The 22909-nt window shown below is 39.0% G+C and carries 18 protein-coding genes; 8 read left to right on the top strand and 10 right to left on the bottom strand.

Annotated elements, in window-relative coordinates; genetic code table 11:
- The 6 genes from N475_RS14485 to N475_RS14460 form a co-directional block, all read right to left on the bottom strand.
- A complete protein-coding gene (locus N475_RS14485; RefSeq protein WP_081232439.1) occupies positions 1-1950 on the bottom strand; it encodes a transglutaminase TgpA family protein in 1950 nt (649 codons plus the stop codon).
- The gene (locus N475_RS14480) at positions 1940-2890 is read right to left on the bottom strand and encodes a DUF58 domain-containing protein (protein ID WP_063359118.1); all 951 of its coding nucleotides are present in this window, start codon (positions 2888-2890) and stop codon (positions 1940-1942) included. The genes N475_RS14485 and N475_RS14480 overlap by 11 nt, the downstream gene beginning before the upstream one ends.
- Positions 2890-3801, bottom strand: a complete 912-nt coding sequence (locus N475_RS14475; RefSeq protein ID WP_063365481.1) for an AAA family ATPase — start codon at positions 3799-3801, stop codon at positions 2890-2892. Before N475_RS14475 ends, N475_RS14480 begins: the two co-directional genes overlap by 1 nt.
- Positions 3798-4181: a response regulator gene (locus tag N475_RS14470; RefSeq protein WP_063359116.1), complete on the bottom strand. Its 384-nt coding sequence runs from the start codon at positions 4179-4181 to the stop codon at positions 3798-3800. The genes N475_RS14475 and N475_RS14470 overlap by 4 nt, the downstream gene beginning before the upstream one ends.
- Before the next feature lie 206 nt (positions 4182-4387).
- Complete coding sequence (locus N475_RS14465; RefSeq protein WP_081216093.1) at positions 4388-5278, bottom strand: hypothetical protein; 891 nt, start codon at positions 5276-5278, stop codon at positions 4388-4390.
- A gap of 114 nt (positions 5279-5392) precedes the next feature.
- Positions 5393-6706 (bottom strand): dicarboxylate/amino acid:cation symporter, encoded by a 1314-nt coding sequence (locus N475_RS14460; protein WP_063365480.1) that lies wholly within the window; start codon positions 6704-6706, stop codon positions 5393-5395.
- A 213-nt stretch (positions 6707-6919) separates the two neighbouring features.
- Between N475_RS14460 and N475_RS14455 the strand changes: the two genes are divergently transcribed.
- The 6 genes from N475_RS14455 (at position 6920) to N475_RS14430 (ending at position 11850) form a co-directional block, all read left to right on the top strand.
- Positions 6920-7432, top strand: a complete 513-nt coding sequence (locus N475_RS14455) for a hypothetical protein (RefSeq protein ID WP_063359113.1) — start codon at positions 6920-6922, stop codon at positions 7430-7432.
- A gap of 377 nt (positions 7433-7809) precedes the next feature.
- On the top strand, positions 7810-7965 hold the full coding sequence (locus tag N475_RS25525; protein ID WP_155730991.1) for a hypothetical protein: 156 nt from the start codon (positions 7810-7812) through the stop codon (positions 7963-7965).
- A gap of 618 nt (positions 7966-8583) precedes the next feature.
- Entirely contained in the window at positions 8584-9483 is a 900-nt protein-coding gene (locus N475_RS14450; protein WP_063365479.1) for a hypothetical protein, read from the top strand.
- Between the two features lie 249 nt (positions 9484-9732).
- Positions 9733-10080 (top strand): hypothetical protein, encoded by a 348-nt coding sequence (locus N475_RS14445; RefSeq protein ID WP_063365478.1) that lies wholly within the window; start codon positions 9733-9735, stop codon positions 10078-10080.
- Between the two features lie 876 nt (positions 10081-10956).
- Positions 10957-11268, top strand: coding sequence for a hypothetical protein (locus tag N475_RS14435; protein WP_063365477.1), 312 nt, complete (start codon positions 10957-10959; stop codon positions 11266-11268).
- A gap of 267 nt (positions 11269-11535) precedes the next feature.
- A complete protein-coding gene (locus N475_RS14430; protein WP_155732582.1) occupies positions 11536-11850 on the top strand; it encodes a hypothetical protein in 315 nt (104 codons plus the stop codon).
- 666 nt (positions 11851-12516) lie between these two features.
- On the opposite strand, the gene N475_RS14425 is transcribed toward N475_RS14430, so the two are convergent.
- The 3 genes from N475_RS14425 to N475_RS14415 all read right to left on the bottom strand — a co-directional run bounded on the left by N475_RS14425 (position 12517) and on the right by N475_RS14415 (position 19259).
- Positions 12517-14598, bottom strand: a complete 2082-nt coding sequence (locus tag N475_RS14425) for a hypothetical protein (protein ID WP_063365476.1) — start codon at positions 14596-14598, stop codon at positions 12517-12519.
- A 275-nt stretch (positions 14599-14873) separates the two neighbouring features.
- Positions 14874-16058, bottom strand: a complete 1185-nt coding sequence (locus tag N475_RS14420) for an aromatic ring-hydroxylating oxygenase subunit alpha (protein ID WP_063365475.1) — start codon at positions 16056-16058, stop codon at positions 14874-14876.
- 81 nt (positions 16059-16139) lie between these two features.
- Positions 16140-19259, bottom strand: a complete 3120-nt coding sequence (locus N475_RS14415; protein WP_211270615.1) for a hypothetical protein — start codon at positions 19257-19259, stop codon at positions 16140-16142.
- Between the two features lie 1022 nt (positions 19260-20281).
- On the opposite strand from N475_RS14415, the gene N475_RS14410 reads away from it, so the two are divergent.
- Positions 20282-20707, top strand: a complete 426-nt coding sequence (locus N475_RS14410) for a hypothetical protein (RefSeq protein ID WP_063359102.1) — start codon at positions 20282-20284, stop codon at positions 20705-20707.
- Positions 20708-20765: 58 nt separating this feature from the next.
- On the opposite strand, the gene asd is transcribed toward N475_RS14410, so the two are convergent.
- On the bottom strand, positions 20766-21875 hold the full coding sequence (gene asd / locus N475_RS14405) for an aspartate-semialdehyde dehydrogenase (RefSeq protein ID WP_063365474.1): 1110 nt from the start codon (positions 21873-21875) through the stop codon (positions 20766-20768).
- Between the two features lie 881 nt (positions 21876-22756).
- On the opposite strand from asd, the gene N475_RS26300 reads away from it, so the two are divergent.
- Positions 22757-22909, top strand: a 153-nt coding sequence (locus tag N475_RS26300) for a transposase (protein WP_211270616.1), incomplete at its 3' end; no start/stop codon positions are given.

Genomic DNA, 22909 nt, shown 5'->3' with positions numbered 1-22909 from the left:
TTATTTTATTTTTGCCTTTTTTATTATTCGTTTATTTAATAGACCAAGCCTTTTATATTGCTCATTAGAGAGCCTTAAGGTGTTATATCTAGCCAACTCAAACAATTCATAAAACTCGTCTAACTCGCTTTGTGCTCGAGGGAATTTCTGCTTGAGCAATTCAATTGCTTGCTTCGGCGTTAAACTGCCAGATTGTACCTTACCAAAATCTAACAGCCTATTATAGAGTCGGATTTCTTTTGGTTGTTTTTGCCAGTTCCTAAAGTTTAAATACGCAAACCAACCGCCAAAGACCGTTATAAGTATCAAAATCACAGAAAGCGCTGGTAAAAAGTTGTGTTTATTGCCAAACAACGCTTTTAGTAGAGACGATTGCTTCTTGCCGTCAAAATTGAGTACCCACCTTGTCCAGTGAAAATCAAGTTGCTCCAATTGCAAGCGTAACCAATTTATAGCTCTGATATTAGAAAATGACGCTAAGCTTATCCCTAAGTTATCTTTAAATTGTTGCTCTAGCTGAGCTAAATCAGACAATGAACCGAACATTCGATTTGGCGCAACCCATGCGGTTGGATCTAATCTGAGCCAACCTAGTTGAGGCACATAATATTCTACCCAAGCGTGAGCATCATATTGATAAACTGCGTAGTAATTGCTTTGTTGATTATATTCTCCCCCTAGGTAACCCGAAACCAAACGCGTTGGGATCCCTGCATTTCGCATCAAAAAAGCTGCCGCTGAAGCGTAGTGACCGCAAAACCCAGCCTGTGTAGAAAATAAAAACTCATCGACATTGTGCTTTTCAGAAATTGCTGGTGGCGTAAGGCTATATGTAAAATCACCTTCGACAAAGAATGCTTTCATTTTAGTGATAAACTCTTGAGTGCTATTTGTCTCAGAATTCCACTTGCTTGCCAATGCCGAAGCCCGCGGATTAAACCCTTGTGGGAGCTGCGTGTTAATTCCATACTCCCAGCGTGTTAAGCGAGCGTCATCTAAATCAACTGGGGAAACCTCATACTGCACAGCTTTGTTAGAGAGCTTTTTTTGGAAAATCGTACCAAAGTTATTTACATTCATACCTTTGCTAGCGGGCACACCGTCGCCTAATGTAAAAAGCCACCTCGTATTTGATGGTTCTGCGATTACCGAATAAGTAGGCCCCATTGGCTGATAAGTCCTTTGCAACCCAACGCCTTGTAACCTCGACATTTGCCACTTTTTGCCATCAAACTGGTCATGTACTATGGCGCGCCAATAAAAGGGAGGCTGGAACATCTCTGCGGTAGGTAACAGCGCACGAAATGCTAGTTCAGAAGAGCGGGAAAGTTCAGTTATTTCGAAAGGGTCTACATCCTCAGACAAACCAGTGTTCGCTGACTTTGCATTAGGCAGTTGCCAAAAGGGCGGTAGCTTAGGGACCAGAAGCACCATTGCAACAGCCAATGGCAAACTAAATATGAATTTTTTCAGCGAATTTTTGTAGGCAACCTTTATAGGCAGATTGTGAGACACACTGAAAAGTTGTGAGAGATTAAATAACAACAACGCTGCCACAAACGTAAACGCTAGAATGTTTTGCGAAAAAAGATAAAAGCAAGGGTAAGTAAAAAAATTGAGTATATAAGCCGAAGTTGCTTGCTTAGCTGTACTCACTTGCAACATTTTTAAAGCACACGCACCAATCAACATGGCAACAAACATTTCGATCGTGTTTTTAAAACCCAAAGAGAGAAACACGACAACAATCACAGTCACTGCTAATAGGTTGACCACCAGCTTGGATGGGTTTTTAACCGCTCCCATTGTCGTACTGAGTTTGAATATTGTGACAAGCACAATTGATACGCAAAACACATAACCCAAACTTTGAAATAGTAACAGTGAGATTGCGCAATAGATAAGGGAGGTAATCAGTGTATTACGTTCAACTAATAAATTAGCATTCACTTAAAGCCTCCAAACATGCCTTCACATGCACATCTCCGCTACCCATTTTTATATATATAGCGGGAAGACGTAATGCGAATTCATGGCCTTGCTTATCAGCTTCAATTACTTGATAGCTTAATTTTGATAGCTTTGTCTCTTTCGAGCCTTCGACTTTATGAAAATCCAGCACATGACTTATCGATTGCTCTTCGCCTTCATAGTCTTTGACTAGTAGCTCTTGGCTCTTTGCAAAGTGTCTCCATGATATACGGTTTTTACTCATCCCTTTTTGATATTTAGAGAGACTACTAAAATCTTCAAAGCTGTCTGTGCGATTTGACTTAACTCCTGTATCTGTGTCTGCTTCTAAGGTACTTTGGATCTCTAATTCGCATTTTATTGGTGCTGGGTACACATAAAAAACTTTATCGGGGAGTAAATAGCTCCAAACATTCACAAGTCCAAAAGGATAGCTGCTCTGTATTTTGAATTTGCCGCTCTGGTACTTGCCTCTTTTATCCATAAGAAGTTTAATGACTTGATTGTGGGCTTTGGTACTAAAATGCTTGTTTTGAAACTCCAACTTCAAAAACTCAGAGTGATATATGTTGAGCGAGAATACATCTGAAGAAGGTGTTATTCGAAATTTAGCTTGATTGTGCTGCCCTGCAAAATTGCTCGTTATATCCAATAACTCGATTCGAAGACCGTGTAAGTTCATGTACCCATAGAACAGTGCTGATATTTGTAACATCAGCATCAAATAAGATACGCCCAGAATTAGGTTATTTTGATAGTTGATCCCAATCACAAAATTCAAAAGCGCAAAGAAAAGAAACAAAAATCCGCTTTTAGATGGGACAACATAGATATTGTCGTGGCTAAAAGTAATACTATTACTAGAGTGCTTCTTCGCAATAATATTATTTAGCCAGCCTTTATATGCGCCCGATATCATCACATAGGTACCGGAACTCGATTAAATATGCTCTCAACAACGGAGATCTGCTCATTACAGGGAACATTGAGTCGATGTCCTGCTACTGGCCCAAATACTGCCTGAATATCATCTGGCAATACAAAATCCCGACCGGAGATTAACGCGTATGCTCTGGCCGCTAACCCGAGAGCAATGCTTGCTCTTGGAGAAAGTGGATCTCCAAATTCGCCTGAATCTCTAGTAAAACTAACTAAATCGATAATGTATTGAACAACAGGTTCTGAAAGTTTGATAGACATGACCTGTTTTTGTAACTCTGAAAGCTCTTCTGACGACAGCGCAAGACTGAGGTCTTCTAGCTTAAAGGCACGGTCATTGCCTGACATAATTAAGCTTTTTTCTGCTTCTGTGTCTGGGTAACCAAGACTGATCCGAATAAAGAATCTGTCCAACTGAGACTCGGGAAGAGGGTGCGTTCCAGATTGATGAAGCGGATTTTGCGTTGCGATTACAAAAAACGGTTCTGGTAAGGTGTGCGTGGTGCCATCAACAGTTACTTGTCCTTCCTCCATAGCTTCTAAAAGCGCGCTTTGAGTTTTAGGACTAGCTCGGTTGATTTCGTCAGCGAGCAATACTTGGCTAAATATAGGGCCAGAATGAAAATCAAAACTATGCGTTTGGGTATTAAAAATACTTGAGCCGGTTATATCTGCTGGGAGTAAATCACTGGTAAATTGGACACGCTGATAGCTCAATCCAAGTACATTCGCAAGGCCGTGAGATAAAGTGGTTTTCCCCATACCAGGCAAGTCTTCTATCAACAAGTGTCCTTTACTTAATAAACAACACAACGCTAGTTTTAGCTGTTCGTCCTTACCAAGAATAAGCTCAGATAGTTTTGATATAATGTTTTGGGAAGTTTGGTTCATGCAATCATTTCTAATCTTTTCATAACCGTATCTACTTTTTTAGCATTAAACGGTTTAGCTATAAATCCCTTCGCTCCGAGTTCCCATGTGTTTTGCACGTTTTCAAGGCTGTTGTGACCTGAGCACATTATTACGTGAGTGTTAGGGTACTTATCATTTACATACTCCAAAATTTGCGTGCCATCAGTGTCTGGCAACTCTATGTCTAAAAACAATACATTAGGTGCTTTTGACTGGAGTAGGGGTTTGGCGGAAGAAAAGTCTTTTGATTCGTATATTTCTTCGAAACCAAGGTTTTCTAAAATTTCGATTAAGTAGCTTCGTACTTCTTCAACGTCATCGATGATGAGGATTGGTTCTAAAGGTCTAACAAGTTCCATATTGTAATGCTATCTATAAACAACTCGTTTAATACTATGTCATGGCGGCAATGAGAACAATGTTTTATTTACATCTAAATGAATAGTGCAAAGTTGACTGTTACAATCTGTCTATACTCGAATATTGTATACAAGTTAAACGCTTCATAATATAAGCTGTAGTTCCATTATTCCAACGTAAAAAGGGGCTTCACATCATTCGCCACTTAACTGTCACTTTTTATGACTGTTTTGTGATAATACGACTTAATATACGCGGCTAGAGCATTGTGTTCACTCGCAGGTAAAAAGTCTGTGTGCGCTTCTACAAATTCTTGCCCCAAATAAAGGTTCATTAAAACTTCGTTGACTCGAGCAATAAACTTTTTGCTCTGTACGTTGTTGTTACACATGATGTGCCCAATCACAACTTTGGGCGCACCAGCAATATGATATGACTTAACGGGTAACTCTTCGTTATTGCTATATCTATGAAATTCAGCAGGGTAGCTCAACAGGAAATCAACTCGCCCTAAAATAAACATTCTATGGACTGTTTCGTAGTGATCGCTCCCGCCTCTAACAACTAAGTTGTGACGGTCTACTTCTTTCAACTGTTGATCTAAAAAATCTCCATATGAAAAATTATCTGCGATTACAATTACCTTATTCCGAAAAGCCTTAAATAATTCGGGAAGAGACTTTATCTCGCCTTTGTGATTAAGCGCCGCACCCATATTAGGAATATTATTATTGTACGTGTAGAGTTTATGTGACCAATAAAAATTAACTGGTAGACTAAATAGAAATTTGGACTTGCGATGGGTTGTACTTATTTTATTAACAGTACAAGCGGGGTAGTCTGCGTTCTCCATTAGCTTAATAGTACGATTTAAGCTTGCTTTAGCGAACACAACTTTTGTGTCTGGACCTAAATTTGTAAATACGAGTCTATTAGTCGCCCCAGCAATATTTACTGGTTTGCTTTGTGGGTTACTAAAAAGCTCAAAATCTAGTTGGTCATCTAAGTAAATATGTACCTTTTGAGCAGCATGCGCGTTAACACAAATACACAACAGCACAACAGTCATTCGCTGTATTTTGTTAAACCATCCCACCCATGTGTTCCTCTGTATCGTGATGCTCCATAATTAAGTGTAGTGTAAAAAACAAAAAGGTGAACCTTAAACATTCACCTTGCATTTGAACACTTTTTAAAGAAATACCGTAAGTTAAACAGGCGAGTTAGCACTTGAATTGCTAATTTCAATGTGTTTATTCAGCCAACGACTCATAACAACACATGCTGTTAAATCACCAGTAACGTTTAAGGTTGTTCTACACATATCCAAAATACGATCAACTCCGAGAATAAGCGCTATTCCAGATGGCGGAATGCCAAAGCTAGCCAATACCGAAGCTAAAATTACAATGCCAACACCTGGCATGCTCGGAGAGCCGATAGAAGCTCCGACAGTTGTTAACATCAACATGACGATTTGACTATCAGTTAGTGTAACACCAAAAACTTGGGTCAAAAACAACGCCGCTATTACTTGATAAAGCGCTGTTCCATCCATATTTATTGTCGCGCCTAAAGGCACAATGAACTGAACAATGGGCTTTTGAACTTGTAGCTTTTGTTCTGCAATTTGCATCGACAGTGGCATTACCGCTGCAGAACTTGATGTCGAAAAAGCCAATAATTGTGCATCTTTAATTGACTTAATAAAGCTCCAAGGATTAATACGACCAATTAAGCACACAAGCGACAAATAGACTAGCAGCAATATAACAAGCCCGACAATTACCGTTCCAACATAGGCTGACACACCAATTAATGCATCAATACCGATTCGAATTGTAATATCACATAGCAAGCCAAATACAGCGAAAGGAGCTAGGTGCATGGCCCAATTAACGACTTTTAAAGACAAGGATTGCACGGCTTGAGTTAGATCTAGTAATAATAGCTTTTGCTTAACCACAAGCGTTGTTAATGCAACACCTATAAATCCTGCGTACATAACAACCGCAAACATGTCTTTATCTAACGTTGATTGTGTAAAGTTGGCAGGGATCATCGCCGCGACACGTTCAGGAATGCTCATTGTGGTTGCAGGTTCTGATGAAACCAAAGAAGTACTCACCCCCAAATTAGTCAACAACTGGCTATCGACGTAAAATCCTGGATTAAACAAACTAACGACCAATACGCCTATAGTGACAGAAATAATTGTCGTGACTACAAAGTAGGGAAATATTCTTACACCTACTTTTCGCAAAAACTGTGTATCTTGGTTACCTGCTATACCCAAAATAATGGACGACATTACCAATGGAATAACCACCATTTGAATAAGAGCCAAGAACAATTTCCCTGGTAATGCAACCCATTGTGCGACTTGCTCTGCATCCTGTTGACCAAGCAAAGCTGCACCTTTTGGCGAGAGTGCTAAGCCAATACATACACCAAGTGTAAGTGCGACTAAAATCTGTAGCCACAGGAATTTTTGATTGAACAATAAGTTTGTAAAACCTCGCATAGACTTAACCCTCCTTGCTTTGTTTTATCGATCTTAACAAGAGCTAAGTGTGTGCAACTTGACGGCTATCAATATAAGCCCGGTATTAACAACCCATTCGATTTACAATATATTTACCTTTTAAGATTGCCAGCCCTCTCGCTTTACTTTAGACCCGTTAGGTTCATAGCAGGGAGGGGGAACAAATAACCATAGATGAACATAAGGAAAATGATGAAATATAAAACTTTTATTTGCGCAACATTGCTCATATTACCAAGTTGCATATGGGCCAGTGACTTTGTTGAGGGAACTGTAATGGGTGTTGTTAAACGCAGCCCTACGCAAACTAACCCACCTGTATTTATAAATACTTACACAGGGGCAGGTACCGTTAAACACCCCCAAGGTGAATGGTCTGAAGTTGATGTATCAGGGCTTGTACCACCAGACGTTATAGCTGTTTTTTTATCGGGTAATTTACTAATAACGCATGGAAATAAACCAGAGACTTGTAATTTAACTATAGCCTACAGGAATTCGGGAGAAACCCATGAATACGCATACCTAGGTCAAACCATAGAGGCGCATATCGGTTCAGGGCAGAGGTCAGCACACTCAACATGGGTACCCGTAAAAGATGGCAAGTTTGAAATAAAGTGGGAGGCAAATACTGCACACCTAGGAACTTGGCCAAATCACTGCTCATATGGCATAAATCTATCATTGGTATCCTATTTACGCTAAAGATATTCAGTCGATGCTATTCACTTACAGTGTCGACTGAAACAACGCCCTAGTAGACCACAACACAACAAAGTGATTGTAACTCGTCCAGAACAGGGCATTCCATTACTCAAACTGACAAACCGAATCAAGCAATACTAACTAACGACAAAATGGCACCCACCAAGATCTGAAACGCACATTTAAATTAATTGATATATTGCCAATATTTAAATAAACAGGTAAGTTCTTAGTGCTGTATGAATTATATACAGAACTACTAACACAGGCTGTTTATCCGTGACTGATACAACCTGTAAACATCTAATAAATATAAAACAGTGCATTACCCGAATTGAGGGTTCAGTTTTATTACTTTAATTTTTTAAGGAAATAAAATGAAAGTAAAACTAACTAAGAAAAAGCTAAAAAGCCTGACAAATGACGGCAAGTTCTTGTCTGAGGACCTAACTCCTAAAGTCGCAGGTGGTAAACCCACTGACTCTGGATATACGCACTTTTGTACAATCCTAGCAGTATGTCGCACTTACTAACATCAATTAGATGGTAATTTAGTAATAAAAGTGGGCTTGTAATTGTACAAGCCCACTCAAATATTGCAGCTTTTATTAGTACGCCAATAAACTTAACTGGCTATTTATCTTCCTACTAGCTAGTGCCTGACATCCTTAATTTTGGTTTCGAAGAGCTCATGGCTCATACTCTGCATCAGGCGCCAACCAAGGGAAACGTAGTGAATACTCTTCCTTGAAACACACTCCGCGTAGATAGTCTGCTTAGCGAGATTAAGCATTCAACACAGAATATATTGAAACGTTGTTAGTAAGACCACAATCGAAAGGTTGCTTTTGATTAATTAAGGGGGACTATTTAAACACTTCATTGAAAACCATAGTTTTACATCGATACAACGCTAATTAATCTGGCATAAAAAATAACAACTCTAAAAACACTTTATTTTTAACTTCTTATTACCATTATATACACATTCAAAAACTTACTGTACACTCCTTTCTCCGATTAATGACTTTGCTAATTGAAAACACATAAGTCTCGAAAAAGCTTATTAACAATGACGAAACTCAATGGCTCTGGTTTATTAATTGGTCACAAAAAAATGAAAATCAGATTATTATTCAGCTATAAGGATTATGAAATTGAATATTAACAAAACACTTATTCATGCTGCTTGCTTGGCCACTGCGGTACTTTCCTCAACGTTTACTTATGCAGCTCAATGCTCTAAAGAACAAAACAGAGATTCCTATTGGTATGAGTGTGACGGCGTAAAGGTTACTCAAAGTACGCGAGGCTTTTTCAACGATAGAATTACCGAATTTCAAAAAAAAGGTGACTACGTTTCTTGGAGATACTACGACGGTATGCGTAATGTCTCTTACTATTATACAAACAGGGTGTGGGGTAATGCGTTAAAAGCATTAACACAAGGCGCCTTTGATAGCTCAAACAGCAGAATATCCAACTTTAAAGTATATGGTGAACATGCAACTTGGAAGTTCTACGATGGCACCAGGAATACAACCCGATATTATGCGAACAGGATTTGGGGTAATGCACTAATTGACCTTACTCAGCAAGCATCTGGGCGATCTGGTGACAGCATTACAGAATTTCGCACTTATGGTGACCATGCTACTTGGAAGTTTTATGACGGCACAAGAAACCAAACCGCATATTATTCTAACAAGTTATGGGGTAGAGATCTTGAAAGGTTGAGCCAAATAGCAGTGGGCACTTTCGGTAGTAGCGTTTCTAATCTAAACATCACCAAAATTTACCTTTTAGGAGATGTCTATGTTACCTATAAGTATTACGATGGCATGCGAGATAGAACAGCTTATTACTCAAATAAGATTTATGGTAATTCAGAAAAACTGCTAACACAGTATGCCGACGATAGAGACAATGATCGTATATCGAATTTCAGAGTCAGTACAGAGAATGTGCAATGGACATACTATGATGGGACAAGAAGAACGACTAAAAACTATAAAAATAAAGTCTGGGGCGGTACCCCTACACAGCTTTAATACGAGTATGTAAGGTCGTTTTCGCCGCCATCCACCATGGCGGCTTTTTTATAAAAATGGCTAAAAGCTACAAACTGAAGTTACCAACCTCTAAAAACATTAAAAAATTCATTAACATACCCAACCCCAGTTTCGGCAGATTGATACAAATAAAACATAGCAAATTTCCCGTTTAATAAGTGAACAAGGCGTAAGATTGTGCTAGTATTCGAAATAATTTTTATTAACTCTTTTTAGGCTTTATTCATTATGAAAAAAATTGCTTTGTTTCTCGCTATTATGCTGGTTTCTACAAGTGCATCTGCTCAATATTTTCGTGACAGAACTATTGTAGGTGCAGGCGTATTCTACAAAGGAACAAATAGTATTTTATTTGTAGAAATAGATGGTGATAAATCAGCAATGACTGAGTGTGCAACGTCAAAGCGCTTTGCCATTGACAGCTCGATGCCAAACTATAAAGAAATCGTGAGCTTTGTAATGGCAGCCTATATGAAGCGCGAAAATAAGGTCGAATTATTGACTGATACTAAGTGCACTAAGTGGGGAAATGCGCAGGATATACTGGGTATTAAAGTCGGTAACATGGCGTTCTAAATTCCTATTGCACCATTGTTGTGCGCAATGGTGCATATTAATATTGTAATCAACGAACTTTAAAAAATAGAATTATCAATGGACTACAGCAATTTATTAGATGGTATTATTCTTTTAACATGTGGCATTACGATTGCCTTATTTGGGTCTGGCAAACTATTTCCAAGCCTTAGAATTCGAGAAAGCGCAAGCACAATGAAAATAGTTCTAGTTGTAGGGCTGTTAACGTCATTTACAGGTATCGTACAACTGATAAGGTATATGATTTAACTGATGTTTCTTGGGTGCTTAAGTAAATAAGGGCAATTGCTTTCTAGAATTTGGCTTATTGGCAATTTAAACTCAAGTTCACATTGCGCCATGACTGTCGACTGCGACTTCCGCCACCGGTACTTTAAGCTCTGCGTTTCCACGCGTACAAACCTGAATAGGGTTACTGACTTTCACATACAACTGTTCAAAGGAAAGCCTTGAACTTCTCCTTAATAATTCGAGTTCAGACTTATTCGCAAGCTCAATCTTAAATTTCTAATTCAAGCATGCTCCTTGGTTTTTCATTCAAAATTGCTCCTTCACGCACTTGAGTAACCATATCTTTGTTTTTCTAAAACTGTTTTTTAATCTGGCTTGTTATATTAAGTGTGAAAGCAGCAGCGATTAAATATTTTGAGGAAGGGCGATTGTAGCTTTCGTCTCTTTTTCAGCAACTTATTTGTGTCGCGAATGAGATCTATAAAACGTCCCTAATAAATGTACTTTCTTCCAATCACCCGATGGGTTATCACAGCGAATTACTCAATAACACTGCTCATTTTTTGGCTTTTCTTACGAAAAAAGGCAGTAATTTTATTAATTCTATCCAAAGTTGGAGTCCATATGCGCAACCTAAAAGCTATTTTAGCTTCACTGTTAATTATTTCTACTTTTTCAACTGTAGCTGAAGAAGTAACACCTGCTGGTGTTGGGTGCGATACAGATTCTGGCGTTTGCTTTGTAATATTGAAAAGTCCATTTATTGGTGGAACATGCGAGAATAAAGGGCAGATCCGAATGAATCCTGACAAAAAAGGTACTACAGGGCAGTACTCTGCTGCATTAGCTGCTTTTATGGCTGGCAAAAAACTAGAAGTTGGCTCTGTTGGCTGCTTTCAGGGTCATGTAGAGCCTTCATTTTTGTATGTTAGGTAACCGAGCATTTGTCATCTGGAGTAATAATAATGCTACCAACAGGTCTCGAAAACAACAATTGAAGTATCTCCTAGCTCTCAGTTTTTGGGAGCTTTTTTTTAAAAAAACTCTGTTTTAATTAATTCTGGCCTAAGAGATGAAAAGTACACTGCGTTTAGTAGCTGAGAAATGTTTGACCAGGGTGGATTAGAGAAATTAGCAGGTTAAGTTTCTTAGTGAAGCCCTACAATTCTAATGCAACAACAAGCATATTAGTTAATAAATAAAATGAAAAGAATTTCGCTTTTTTGTGTGCTAACGTCTCTAATTGTTGGCTGTCAATCAACAGAAGAAGGTTTTACTAAGCAAGAACTCGCTTTACTAGAGTCGATAAGAGTAACAGCAGCAACGAGCAACTTATCAGAAAGTGAACTGGTAATAGCGGCTTTGGGCACTACCTGCTATAAATCGTATTTACTTCTTACCAAGTATGATTATCACATTGAATCGATCTCAAAGAATGAAATTGTTTATTTTCAACCAAATAAAGCAAAAATTATTCGAGAGTTCAATATCGAATGCCCAAATTCTATTTTGAAATAGAATAGATAAGCGCACTGCATTTAAATGTAAGACAGCGTTAGATTTTGGATTAAAGAAAGAAGCAAATTAGCAGGTAAGTATAGGTAAAACCAATGGTAAAAATTACCAACAAAATAACCTTGAATTTATGTCTATCACATCTTAACCTATACAACTGAGTACAGTAACAGAACCGCTTATTTATAAAGCTTAAGTCCAACGGCTGCAGGCTTTTGCAAGAGGCAATTAAAGTTCAGTTTATTGGAAAGCTGTATGCAGTCAAAATTGATACTCGAGACATTCTGAATTCATCATATCAATCAAGAACTGATTGCTATGTCCGATACTGATTAGTATTGGACATAGCAAGAATATACATTCACGACGTAGTAAAAGTGGGAGACATAATGTCAGAGTCAAGCGCTCAGATTAAATTTAACATAACGTAAATTATAGGATGTTATTATTAATATGCTGAGTGCAGCTAAGTAAATGTTTGAAAGATAAATTTTAAGTATCGTCACCACCATTCTCTAAACAAAATAACGCTAGTTTTGTAAAACAACGCCATCTTTGCCAAGAAGATTTTACATGGAATAATTTGAGAACTGTTTAAAAGCCTACTTGCAATAATTAGATATGTTTTATGAGCGGCTAGTCTCAATGTTACTAGCCACCCTTAATTCATCAATCAATACGATAAATTTCTAAGTCATCAAAATGGATTTCGCTATCAACTTGCCATTTTGTTGAATACAAATAGATTTGCAATACATGACCCGCAGTACTCGGCGCGTTAAACTGCAAAGTTAATGGAGACCAATCTCTACTTGTCGTAATTTTTTGTACAATTGATTTTTTACTGGTTGCGTCGTAAACCATAACACGTCCGTTAGCATCTCCAGAAAAAACTCGCGCCATGGAATCAAGTCGATATGTTGCACCTGGTTCATAGTCAAAAATTTTCTGTGCTACTTGCCACCCGTATGTAGGTTTGTTTTTAACCGTTAAGCCTTGCGATCCGCTAAACGCACTATTGTGGCTTAAAAATACGGTCTCAGGGTTTGACTGCCAATGCCTCCAACCTTCTGGTAATGCGTTTGCAGAAACAACATCGAATGGTTGCCTGTACACTCTGTAGCCTTTAATCAATTGTGCGATTGCACCCATGTAATATCGCTGACCAACCCCTTGTATCGCATTAAACACCTGAGTCAATTTAGCTTCAGAGTCATGATAAATACTTGGTTTAAACTCGGCTAGCTGAATCCACCACCTTAGAGATGTTAAAGATTCAGAAGCGTAGCAATTGTTAACATGCATGCTAAAGTTGTCACAGTGCGAAATCATAAAATCTGCAGTATTTGCAAATCGCTGCATTTCGTCGCGGTTAAAACCAACTCCCGCATTGTAACTACTCATAGCTGCAACCACATCTAAATTCCCATGGCTGGTATCTTCTGTACCAGTCCAATTGTAACCGTCAGCAATCGTGTCTTTGTCGGTAAGTATGCTCCAGTAGCTCCATTCATATTTTTCGACTTGCGTACCTAAGTTATTTTGATAGTGGCCTATATTTAAACTGCTTTTGAAAGCGTTGATTAACTCTTGGGCCATATACCTATGTTGTGGGTCGCTGCCGTCAATTTGCGCAAGCTCTGCATAGGTACGCTGTAATGCTAAATATTGGTTGTGAGGTAAAGATTGACCGGGCTTTCTACTCGATGAATCATCGGCGAACAAGTAAACTAAGTTACCACTTAGCGTACTATACAAGTCTTTTTCCCATTTAGGGAAAGTATTGTTAACCAAGAAATCGTAATAACGATCTGCCAATGGTGTAAAATGGGTTTCTAAGCGCCCCGTTCTAGCCAATTTTATAAATTTGGCCATAGGTGCTGTGATCATACCATCATGTACAAGGTATTCTCGCCACGATTTGACCTTTATATTGTCAAAGTGAGCTGTGCAGCTTTTACGATAGTTCGATGCATACAATCTTACATGCACGTTATTTAGCGGATTAGAAGGCGTTATAAATTCTGCGGTGTGGTTTGTATACGTTTTTGAATCAACATATGTGTTTAAAAGTACTTTTTTATCTGTAAAGTCATAGACTTGAAGTAGCCCTCGCACCCCGGCCTCACAGTTTTCAATTTTCGCATGAAAATTTATCTGATATTTACTATTTGGGTCGTAATGCTCAGTGGCTTTGTGGAGGTTTGTTAACGGTGTTTGAAGTACGTGCCAACGATTAGTCTCTGGCGCTGTTTTTACGGTAAACGCAGCTGAACTTTTACCATCCTCTACTTTATCCACCGTATTTCGAAAGGCTGTCTCTGGCGTAGACTGCCAACGATGCCAATTCGCAGGCAAAGTCTCGTCCTGTTCGTCAGCATTCTCGGCGCCGAAGTTTTGAATAGCGTCAACCGAATAGACCCATTCTCCCCACCCTTTGTATCCATCGTTCCCCATTCCAGTGTTGTCTTTTGCAAGAGCTAACGCTTTATCTACACGTAAGGTAAAAGTGTCTAGATACTTTGGATCTTTCGTTCCCACATACATCTCAAGCAACGCGTCCAAATAGTATGCTTCGGCCCAAGCCAAATTGCTTGAACGGCTGAAACTATCTGGGTATTGCGCTTGGTATTGCTCACTTATTAAGTTAAATTTCTCTACCCATTCGCTTTGAGAGTGCTCAGCACTAGCCCCACCAGCTGCAGCCAATAGTAAAATCGATAGAGAAGCATTTCTAACTATCTTCTTCATAAAGGGTCCTTTTTAAAATAGTCACAATCGAAGTGATTATATTACCCCAAAGCTTTTACTTTAAAAGTGTATCCCCTAGGCGTTTCGTGCAAGTTGTATTAAAAAATTTATTATATTTAATTAGTTAGACTTAAGTTTTGTCTGGGAGCCGCGCCACTTGATGACCTTAATGCCGATAAAACATATAAAAAGTGCCTAGCAGCTCAACACACTAGGCATCATTTGGCTTGATTTTAAACTTCGTAGAGTAAAACAATAAAGTTCATATATTTGAACTACTCATCGCTTCCACTTTCACTTAAAAATAGCTGTGCCTTAGGAGCTTGATAGAATTCGCTTACAGGCGTATTAAACAGGCGACTTCCCAAAAATTGATGAAAATCAGCGACGACCTTTTCCATCGTAACTAACTTACCTCCTCGTGCAAGGGTTGACCCCATGCCTAGTTGCACACGTTCACAAATCTCCTTATCCTCAGCAAAAAATGCATCAACAAACGCTTTTTCAGCTTTGTCTTCTGCGCTTACTTTAACATTTGAAATTCCAGCTGAGCGTACGATACAACGTTCGCTGTCTAAAGGTAAAACTTGAACCCAAGAGAGGCTTTCAGAGGTTAGTATACCCACAAATGCAGGGGGAATAGATATCAGGACATAGTTATCAAACACTTTTGGGTAACTACCCCTAAACCATTTAGTGAGTGTGCTTGACGTATCTTTCATCGCACCACCAGTTAAAGTCCATTCAGAATAACCTGCGATGTCAAAAGCTTGTCGAGTAGGTGTTACTGTTTCTAACGTTGCTTTGTGTACCTTAAATAAATGATAGCTTTCCATGGCATTTTCCATTGCTAGTTTCCAATTTGCATCCCATTGCTCAGATTTGTCTGAACGATAACCATAATTAAATTTAGGTAACTCGAAATGGCGCAAGTAATCATCAATACCATCTAAACGATTTTTGAGCGAACTTGTAGGTTCTCCAAGATGGATGAACAGCATGCCATGCCAACTTTCAAGGTGAAACTGTAATAAGCAATGCGACTGTTTATCTACATTGACACTACCTGTAAATGGAGCGCCTTTAAAGGCACCATCATCAGAATAAGTCCATGCATGATATGGACAAACTATGCTTTTTTCTATATTGCCAAACCCATCATCAAGTAGCATTGTCCCTCTATGTCGGCACAGGTTAGATAGTGCCCTAACAGTACCATCTTGGCCGCGGATAATTACAATGGGCTCGCCTGCTATTGTAAAAGCAAAATAATCTCCAATTTGGTTTAACTCTTGCTCACTGACTATAAAGACCCACTCGCTTTTAAATATCTTCTCCATTTCAAGGTCATATGTGTCTTTGTCTTTATACACAGCAAAAGGCAGTGAATAGGCCTCCTCTATGGGCGATTGGGCAATTTGCTCATAATCGGTCATAAGTTGCGAAGAATACTTACTCATATTTTTACCTGCTAGTTTAGTTGGCTAAAACTCTATTAAGGATTTTGATTTGTATAAATAACAATGATTTAAAGTGAAACACTAAGTATCATCACCATTCAATATACCGTCTAAATCCCTATCCAATGCAGCTTGCCAACCTTTGCCTGGAATTGCGCAGGTAAAAGTTAAGCTATTTCCTTGTCGCGTCCCTATGGCCAATAACTGCTCTTTTGTAAAACGTTTTTCAAAAGCTCTATCACTTCTATAGTTTTTATCAACGTGGTCAAAAAAGTAGCCTCGTTGCTCATTGTCTACAACTCCCAACACGATGAGATCACATTCGGTTACCTGCCCTCCTAAGAGTTTCGATACAAAAGGCGTACTCGCTCGTTGCTCAAATAATAAAACTCTTGGTTTAACCGCTTCTAAAGTAATTTCAGTCAGTGTAATTTGCTGGCCAACAATCGGTGCTAAATCATTGTCAAACTCCATCATGTAGTCCACTAGTCCCTGTCTTGTACTTTCATTAGGAATACCGATTTCTCCTTCGTTAAAGTGACAGCCGTATCTTTCATCTGCTCCCTCTGGGCAGCCTTTTTCACCATTATCAAAAACGCCCCCTTTAAGAAAGTTTAGCAGTTGATCTGTTGCGCCATCATGTAAAAAGCCAAATCCTCGAATTTGATCCCCTTGATGCTCTTTGGTGTGAGAAGGTAAAAATCCTTGACGATCTGGTAAGCCGAACATGCCAACGCGTGTATATAAGTTTCTTAAATGCGGCACCTTTAAAATTTGAATTTCTCCTCCATGTGCTATTTCCCCTCGTGTACCGTAAAACCCTTTTGCGTGATCGACACCATGGCAACCAGCACAATTCACCCCATCGACGTTATCACCATTTAGCGGGGTATCTTTTGCCGCTCCATCTGAGCGCCTCAGCCCATGAAAGAACTGTTCGCCCACTTGCGCAGAGCCTGATAAAGAATTATCTAAGTTCCTGATTGGATTTGGCGGCAAAGCAACTCTAAGCATAAAGTCGGCAAATTCATCCATATCTTGCTCCAACAGTTTCACATCAGGCGTCTTATTATCTGCTTCAACAGTCTGAGGGAGTGAAATATCAAGACCCATCAAACCTTCAAATGCAACAATAAAGTTTTTAAAAGATGTGCGCTCATCTAACGTTTGCTCCACATCATCGCCAAAGTACCCTATAGAACGATCTCCCCGCCAATGCATATGTCCGTGGTTTTGCATCCCTCTTAAAGTCTGTGTTGCCATAGGACCTTTCATCGACGCAAAACCACGTTCATCACCATTTCCGTTGATTATATCTAGTAATTGACAGCTTTCTTCTTCAGGACCAACAAGTAAACATCCCAGCTCTGATAGATTTTGAGTAGGAAACGGTTGTGGATTCTTTTCATTTTTGGCATCTGGATTTCCTAAATTCCAGCTAAGGTGGTCTGTATCACCAAAGATATGACAACTGGCACAAGAGGACTCCCCATTAGACGAAGAGCGATTTGCATCATAAAGCATGTGCCGACCTGCTATATAGTCTTTAGGCTCAAGTGTAGACAAAGCAATTCTCTGAAGTTCCTCGCCATTTTCTAAGCTAATTCGGACAACGCTATTGTCAAACCGGGTAAAAACATACAAAGAATTTTGATCCTCATGCAGCAAAATCCCTACCGGACCACCTTGTACTGACAAGTACCGTTCACTGGCGGTTTTCGGGTCAAACTCTTTGCCCTTGTGATCCCAATAGTCCTCCCTGCTCAACTCATTCGTATCTAAAACCGCTACTTTATTCGAGCCTATGACCGCACTGTACAATCTCTTACCATCGGCGCTCACTTCAAGTTGTAAAGGAGTAGACAAACTATGCTTTTTAATTGGCCCGTTACCTTTTAAATCACCATAGTCTATGTGCCTATTTAAATGCCTCGGAGATACTGAGCCAGTTAATGGATTGATAACTGAAATACGACTTTTTGCAATCTCCCCTTGTACGGTCGAGCCTGCGAATTCACCAGTCCCTTCAAACCGAGTTGCATTATTAGCGTCAGTATTGGATACGAATAATTCGCCAGTAGTGGGACTCACTGCAATATTGAATAGTGTTGTACCAACATGATTAAATCTCGATATGACCTCATGTGTGTCCGTGTTAATTGCGAAAACGTCATGATCGGGTAAGTGAAAACGTATCCCGTTTGAGAAGTTGCGACCTTTTGTATCTTGCCATTGCCCTGAACCACGATTGTATTGAACGATCATGCTGGTCCAAGGCTGGTACTCTCCTTCAATATTGATACCAGGTGCTGTCCTACCACCAGGTAGGTCGCCGTTGGGTAACCCTTTGGGTGAGCTTATTTCATCTAATACTTTACATGGCACCGCACCGTACTCATCATCTTCAAACCCTGGACACATTACCGCTTCATGTACAGCTGTAGTTTGATTTCCAGAATTAAGTACCGCTGCGTACACTGTTTCTTTGTCTTGAGATACCGCAAGCGCCCTTAATGTGTCACCAAACATTGAGACAATTTGTACTGGCTTACCACCTAGGTTTTGGGACAGGTTTTCTGTATCAAATACCCAAATATCAGCGCGTCCTACCCCTGACGTATGCAGTTTGGCGTCTCCTGCGCCTTTTACATCTTTCAAAGCAGGGTTATGTCTTTGTTGACCTCGGTGAGCAGTTGTAATGAACGCTTTATTTTTGGCAAAAACAATATCTCTTGGCTCATCACCCACTAATAAGGTGCGAACAACACGCGCTGGCGAAAGCGACAAATCGACAATACTCACAGAGTCAGACAAGTGATTAACAACCCAAGCCTCATTATTAATCAATGCCACTGATACAGGCTCTAATCCAACATGCACGGTTTGCGATAAAGAAATTTGCCCGTCTACCCCTATAGAAAAAATTTCAAGAGTATTATTAGAGGTATTCGTCATTAGCAGTATTTTGCCATTCGCTGTTTTCGCTAATGGTCTTACAGGAGCAGACTCAAAACCTATATAGTCTGACTTCGTGTCTGGCGGGGTGACTTTTACGGGTGCTACTGGCTCCGCAGGGGCCACTGGTGCTATAGGGGTTTCTGGGGCTTGAGTTTTTGCATTGCCCGGCTCTTTACCCCCACAACCAGCCAAAAACATCAAATATAGAATTCCTATGAACTTTTTGTTTTTAACTCTTTTCACTTTACCTTCCATATATTTTCACATTGACAATTTACAGACTAGATCGCCAAATCATATATTGTCAACATGTAAATCTACTACGTATACTATTGAATCTCACTTAGTGCTTTCATTAGAAATGACAGCTTGATAGTGCATTTTTTAGATTCAATCAAGTTTTGGGGCTTGAAAAAGTGAACTAAACGAAGAGGTTCAGGTAATAGATTAAGATTTCATACTGCTCACCCGCTATGAAAAACCCAGTATATTTTCTTATGTAAAATTTATGGCAGTTCAGAATATTTAGCCAAGATGCTCAGCATATCTGCGAGACGCTCTCGCTTTGTAATTGATAAGTTATTGAGAAGGTTTCTGTGTTTTCGGCTCTTTGCAACCACATGCATATTTTTAGTTGTGCACCTAGTCTTAAGCACTAAAGCTCTCGAGAAACTAGTTTGTGCTTAAGTAAGTCTCGCTGTCGATTACTCACTTTTAATCTGCTGAAAAATTTTCACTCATACGAATTATGTATTTTACTAAACTGAAAAGATCCTTAAAATTAATTCTCTTAAAATTGACATTTAAAGCGCACACTTTGTATACAATAAAAACTGTATTTATTATTTTGGCTAGTTTTTATCTTGAATATTAAAACCCTCAATTTTGTATAATTTTCATTACAAAAGCAGTGCGTACCTATTTAAATCCTAACTCTATCTATTACTAAAGCGTATATGAGCATTGTGAAGTTATATCTATCAAGTTCCATATTAGAAATTTTTCCTGAATTAGGTAAAATAAAAAGCAATGTATAGTCACCTATTTTTGCTACGCTAGCTCATAGAAACTCACTTCGCCAAAACCCGCTTTAATGATATTTTTAGCCATATAAAGTTGTGTAATCAATCACTAAAACATACATGTGTACAAACGTAAAAAAGTAAACAAATTGTAACCATTGATGGGTGTTTTTTTGACCATTCAACTGATATACCTAGTCATAGTTATGCGGAAGTTCATTTAATCAAAAAAAGGAGTTAGTTATGAAAAAGGCACTCTTGGCTAGCGCGTTACTAGCGAGCATCATGAGTTTTGGAAGTCAAGCGTCAGAAGTTACAACAAATGTAGACGATGGCGTACTTAAGTATTCATATAATTTTGTCTACTTAAAGTGCGAATCAGCTTCTTGTAATGGCGCAATTACTCGCTGGCACCCTATCAAGGTTTACTATAAGTTTATCGCCGATATCCCTCCACATTCTGAGGTCAGGTTGTACTGGAATAAAAATGTCCCAGCTGGAATAGCAGCAGGTAAAAGAGTTGCACATACAATCGGCGCAGAATGCCCGGATGGTTCTAATATGACGGCAAAATGGTTTTTAGATAGCGCATTTAAGCCAGTCTCAGCGCTAGCAACTGACTGTGATGGTGTAGAGCACACATATAGTGTACATGAATTTCATTTCTAAAATTATGTAGTCGTTAATTCAAAACGCCTAGCTTACTTAACTAGGCGTTTTTTGTTGTTTACCCAGTAATGATTCGTAGCATTCTACGTAAAGGTTCTGCTGCGCCCCATAATAATTGGTCGCCAACAGTGAATGCACTGATGTACTTTTCACCCATAGAGAGCTTTCTGATCCTGCCTATAGGTATATGCAAAGAGCCAGTCACGTTAACTGGTGAAAGCTCTTTTTCAGTAACATCACGCTCATTCGGAATTACTTTCACCCACTCATTGTGCTCATCGAGAATCTTTTCTATTTCGTTTACATCAATGTTTTCACGCAATTTAATGGTCAGAGCTTGCGAATGGCAGCGCATCGCTCCAACTCTTACACACAAACCGTCAACTGGTATTGGTTGCTTTATCGAACCTAAAATTTTATTGGCTTCAACTTCCGCCTTCCACTCTTCTTTACTCTGCCCTGATTCCAGTGGTACATCGATCCAAGGTATTAAACTACCTGCCAATGGCACACCAAACTGATCTTTCGGTAAAGAGTCAGATTTAAGTTTGTCTGCCACTAACTTATCGATTTCTAGGATTGCGGAAGACGGATTTTCCAATTGCGATTTCACACTTGCATGAATCTCACCCATTTGTGAAATAAGCTCTCTCATATTTCGAGCGCCAGCACCAGAAGCAGCTTGATAAGTCATCGGACTTACCCATTCAATGAGATCTTTTTCGAACAATCCACCCAGAGCAAGTAGCATTAGAGAAACAGTGCAGTTACCGCCGACAAAGGTTTTAACGCCTTGCTCCAGACCTTGCTGTATTACGTCGTTGTTAACCGGATCTAAAACGATAATGCTGTCTGCCGACATTCTCAACGCAGAAGCTGCGTCAATCCAATACCCTTCCCAGCCTGAATCACGCAAAGGTTGGTATACTTCTCTGGTATAGTCGCCTCCCTGACAAGACACAATAATGTCCATTTTCTGTAAAGAAGGAATGTCAAAAGCATTATTGAGTGGTTTAGCGTCCCCACCATACGTAGGACCAGGCTGCCCAGCTTGTGAAGTGGTGAAGAAATGCGCATTAAGATGAGAAAAGTCCCCCTCAGCTATCATACGCTCCATTAAAACAGAGCCAACCATGCCCCGCCAGCCAATAAATCCAACATTATTCATTACATTACCCTTATTTTGTTTAAATTACTCATTGCGTGAGGGGTACGTCTAGACGTCTAAAGTAGCAAAATAAAGCCACCAGCGGTAGTACTTTTTTGAGCAATTTTAAAATCAAGTAATTCAACCCTCCTAGGGAAATGTGAATACGGTATTTTCAATCAGCAAAAGGTTTCAGATTGCTCAAGGCGAGTTAAGTACCTAGGTGAAATATTGAGAAGAAATTACTACGACAAAATTGAACAAAGAAGAAACTGTTTTTGTCATCAGAGCATTGTTTTAAAAACTACTCAAGTGATGTTTGATACCACCTTATAAAAGAAGGTCGTCACAATATGAGGTTCATTGCCTTATGAGAAGTACTTAGACGAAACCATACTAAAATGGTCATTAAAAAACCCCGCATAAGCGGGGTTTGGATACAACATGTAAAGGTTGCGTCCGAGCCTGATGCTGCGCATCAAACTAGAACTCTGTGCAGAAGGTATGTTTATATAATGTTAACATACCTTCTAAATTTGGACAGGATATGCGATAACCCTTTTGTGTTAGCTATTATGAGTCACTTTAATACTATTTTCAAGTAAAAATCTTTCTTAATATTGATCTAGGTTATAAAAAAAATCTAAATTTAATATATGTTTACGCTTACGTAAATGTCATATTTTTCACGTAAAAGTCATTAAAATTATTGAGGTTTATTTTTTCACACTTTTATTGACGCACGTCACAATATTATATTTATTAAATATTTAAATAATTATACTAAAAATAATTGTGAATAATTAATTAATACCACTTAATAAAGGCCTTGTTTCCTAAATAATTGAACTTCTGAACTTTTGCGTGATTAGATCAAAAAACATAACGCAACTCAAGCCACCATGACAAAGAAAATTAAGAACTGGTCTGCCTATAACCAAGCGTTGATACAGCGTGGCAATATTGCTATTTGGCTCAGTGACGACGCGATTCAACAATGGCAAACCGCAGAAAAACACGGTGGGCGTGGTCGTTCAAATAAATATACTGACTTT

The sequence above is a fragment of the Pseudoalteromonas luteoviolacea DSM 6061 genome (genome assembly GCF_001625655.1).
GTDB lineage: Bacteria > Pseudomonadota > Gammaproteobacteria > Enterobacterales > Alteromonadaceae > Pseudoalteromonas > Pseudoalteromonas luteoviolacea.
The sequence above is the reverse complement of the archived record's forward strand: the minus strand, read 5'-3'. Positions and strand labels throughout refer to the sequence as shown.

Excerpts from the sequence above, each read along its gene's own strand:
- N475_RS14445 (WP_063365478.1), top strand. The coding sequence starts at position 9,733 with ATGAAAAAAATTGCTTTGTTTCTCGCTATTATGCTGGTTTCTACAAGT.
- asd (WP_063365474.1), bottom strand. The coding sequence starts at position 21,875 with ATGAATAATGTTGGATTTATTGGCTGGCGGGGCATGGTTGGCTCTGTT.
- N475_RS14435 (WP_063365477.1), top strand. The coding sequence starts at position 10,957 with ATGCGCAACCTAAAAGCTATTTTAGCTTCACTGTTAATTATTTCTACT.
- N475_RS14425 (WP_063365476.1), bottom strand. The coding sequence starts at position 14,598 with ATGAAGAAGATAGTTAGAAATGCTTCTCTATCGATTTTACTATTGGCT.
- N475_RS14475 (WP_063365481.1), bottom strand. The coding sequence starts at position 3,801 with ATGAACCAAACTTCCCAAAACATTATATCAAAACTATCTGAGCTTATT.
- N475_RS14480 (WP_063359118.1), bottom strand. The coding sequence starts at position 2,890 with ATGATATCGGGCGCATATAAAGGCTGGCTAAATAATATTATTGCGAAG.
- N475_RS14430 (WP_155732582.1), top strand. The coding sequence starts at position 11,536 with ATGAAAAGAATTTCGCTTTTTTGTGTGCTAACGTCTCTAATTGTTGGC.
- N475_RS25525 (WP_155730991.1), top strand. The coding sequence starts at position 7,810 with ATGAAAGTAAAACTAACTAAGAAAAAGCTAAAAAGCCTGACAAATGAC.
- N475_RS14450 (WP_063365479.1), top strand. The coding sequence starts at position 8,584 with ATGAAATTGAATATTAACAAAACACTTATTCATGCTGCTTGCTTGGCC.
- N475_RS14420 (WP_063365475.1), bottom strand. The coding sequence starts at position 16,058 with ATGAGTAAGTATTCTTCGCAACTTATGACCGATTATGAGCAAATTGCC.
- N475_RS14410 (WP_063359102.1), top strand. The coding sequence starts at position 20,282 with ATGAAAAAGGCACTCTTGGCTAGCGCGTTACTAGCGAGCATCATGAGT.
- N475_RS14455 (WP_063359113.1), top strand. The coding sequence starts at position 6,920 with ATGAAATATAAAACTTTTATTTGCGCAACATTGCTCATATTACCAAGT.
- N475_RS14470 (WP_063359116.1), bottom strand. The coding sequence starts at position 4,181 with ATGGAACTTGTTAGACCTTTAGAACCAATCCTCATCATCGATGACGTT.
- N475_RS14460 (WP_063365480.1), bottom strand. The coding sequence starts at position 6,706 with ATGCGAGGTTTTACAAACTTATTGTTCAATCAAAAATTCCTGTGGCTA.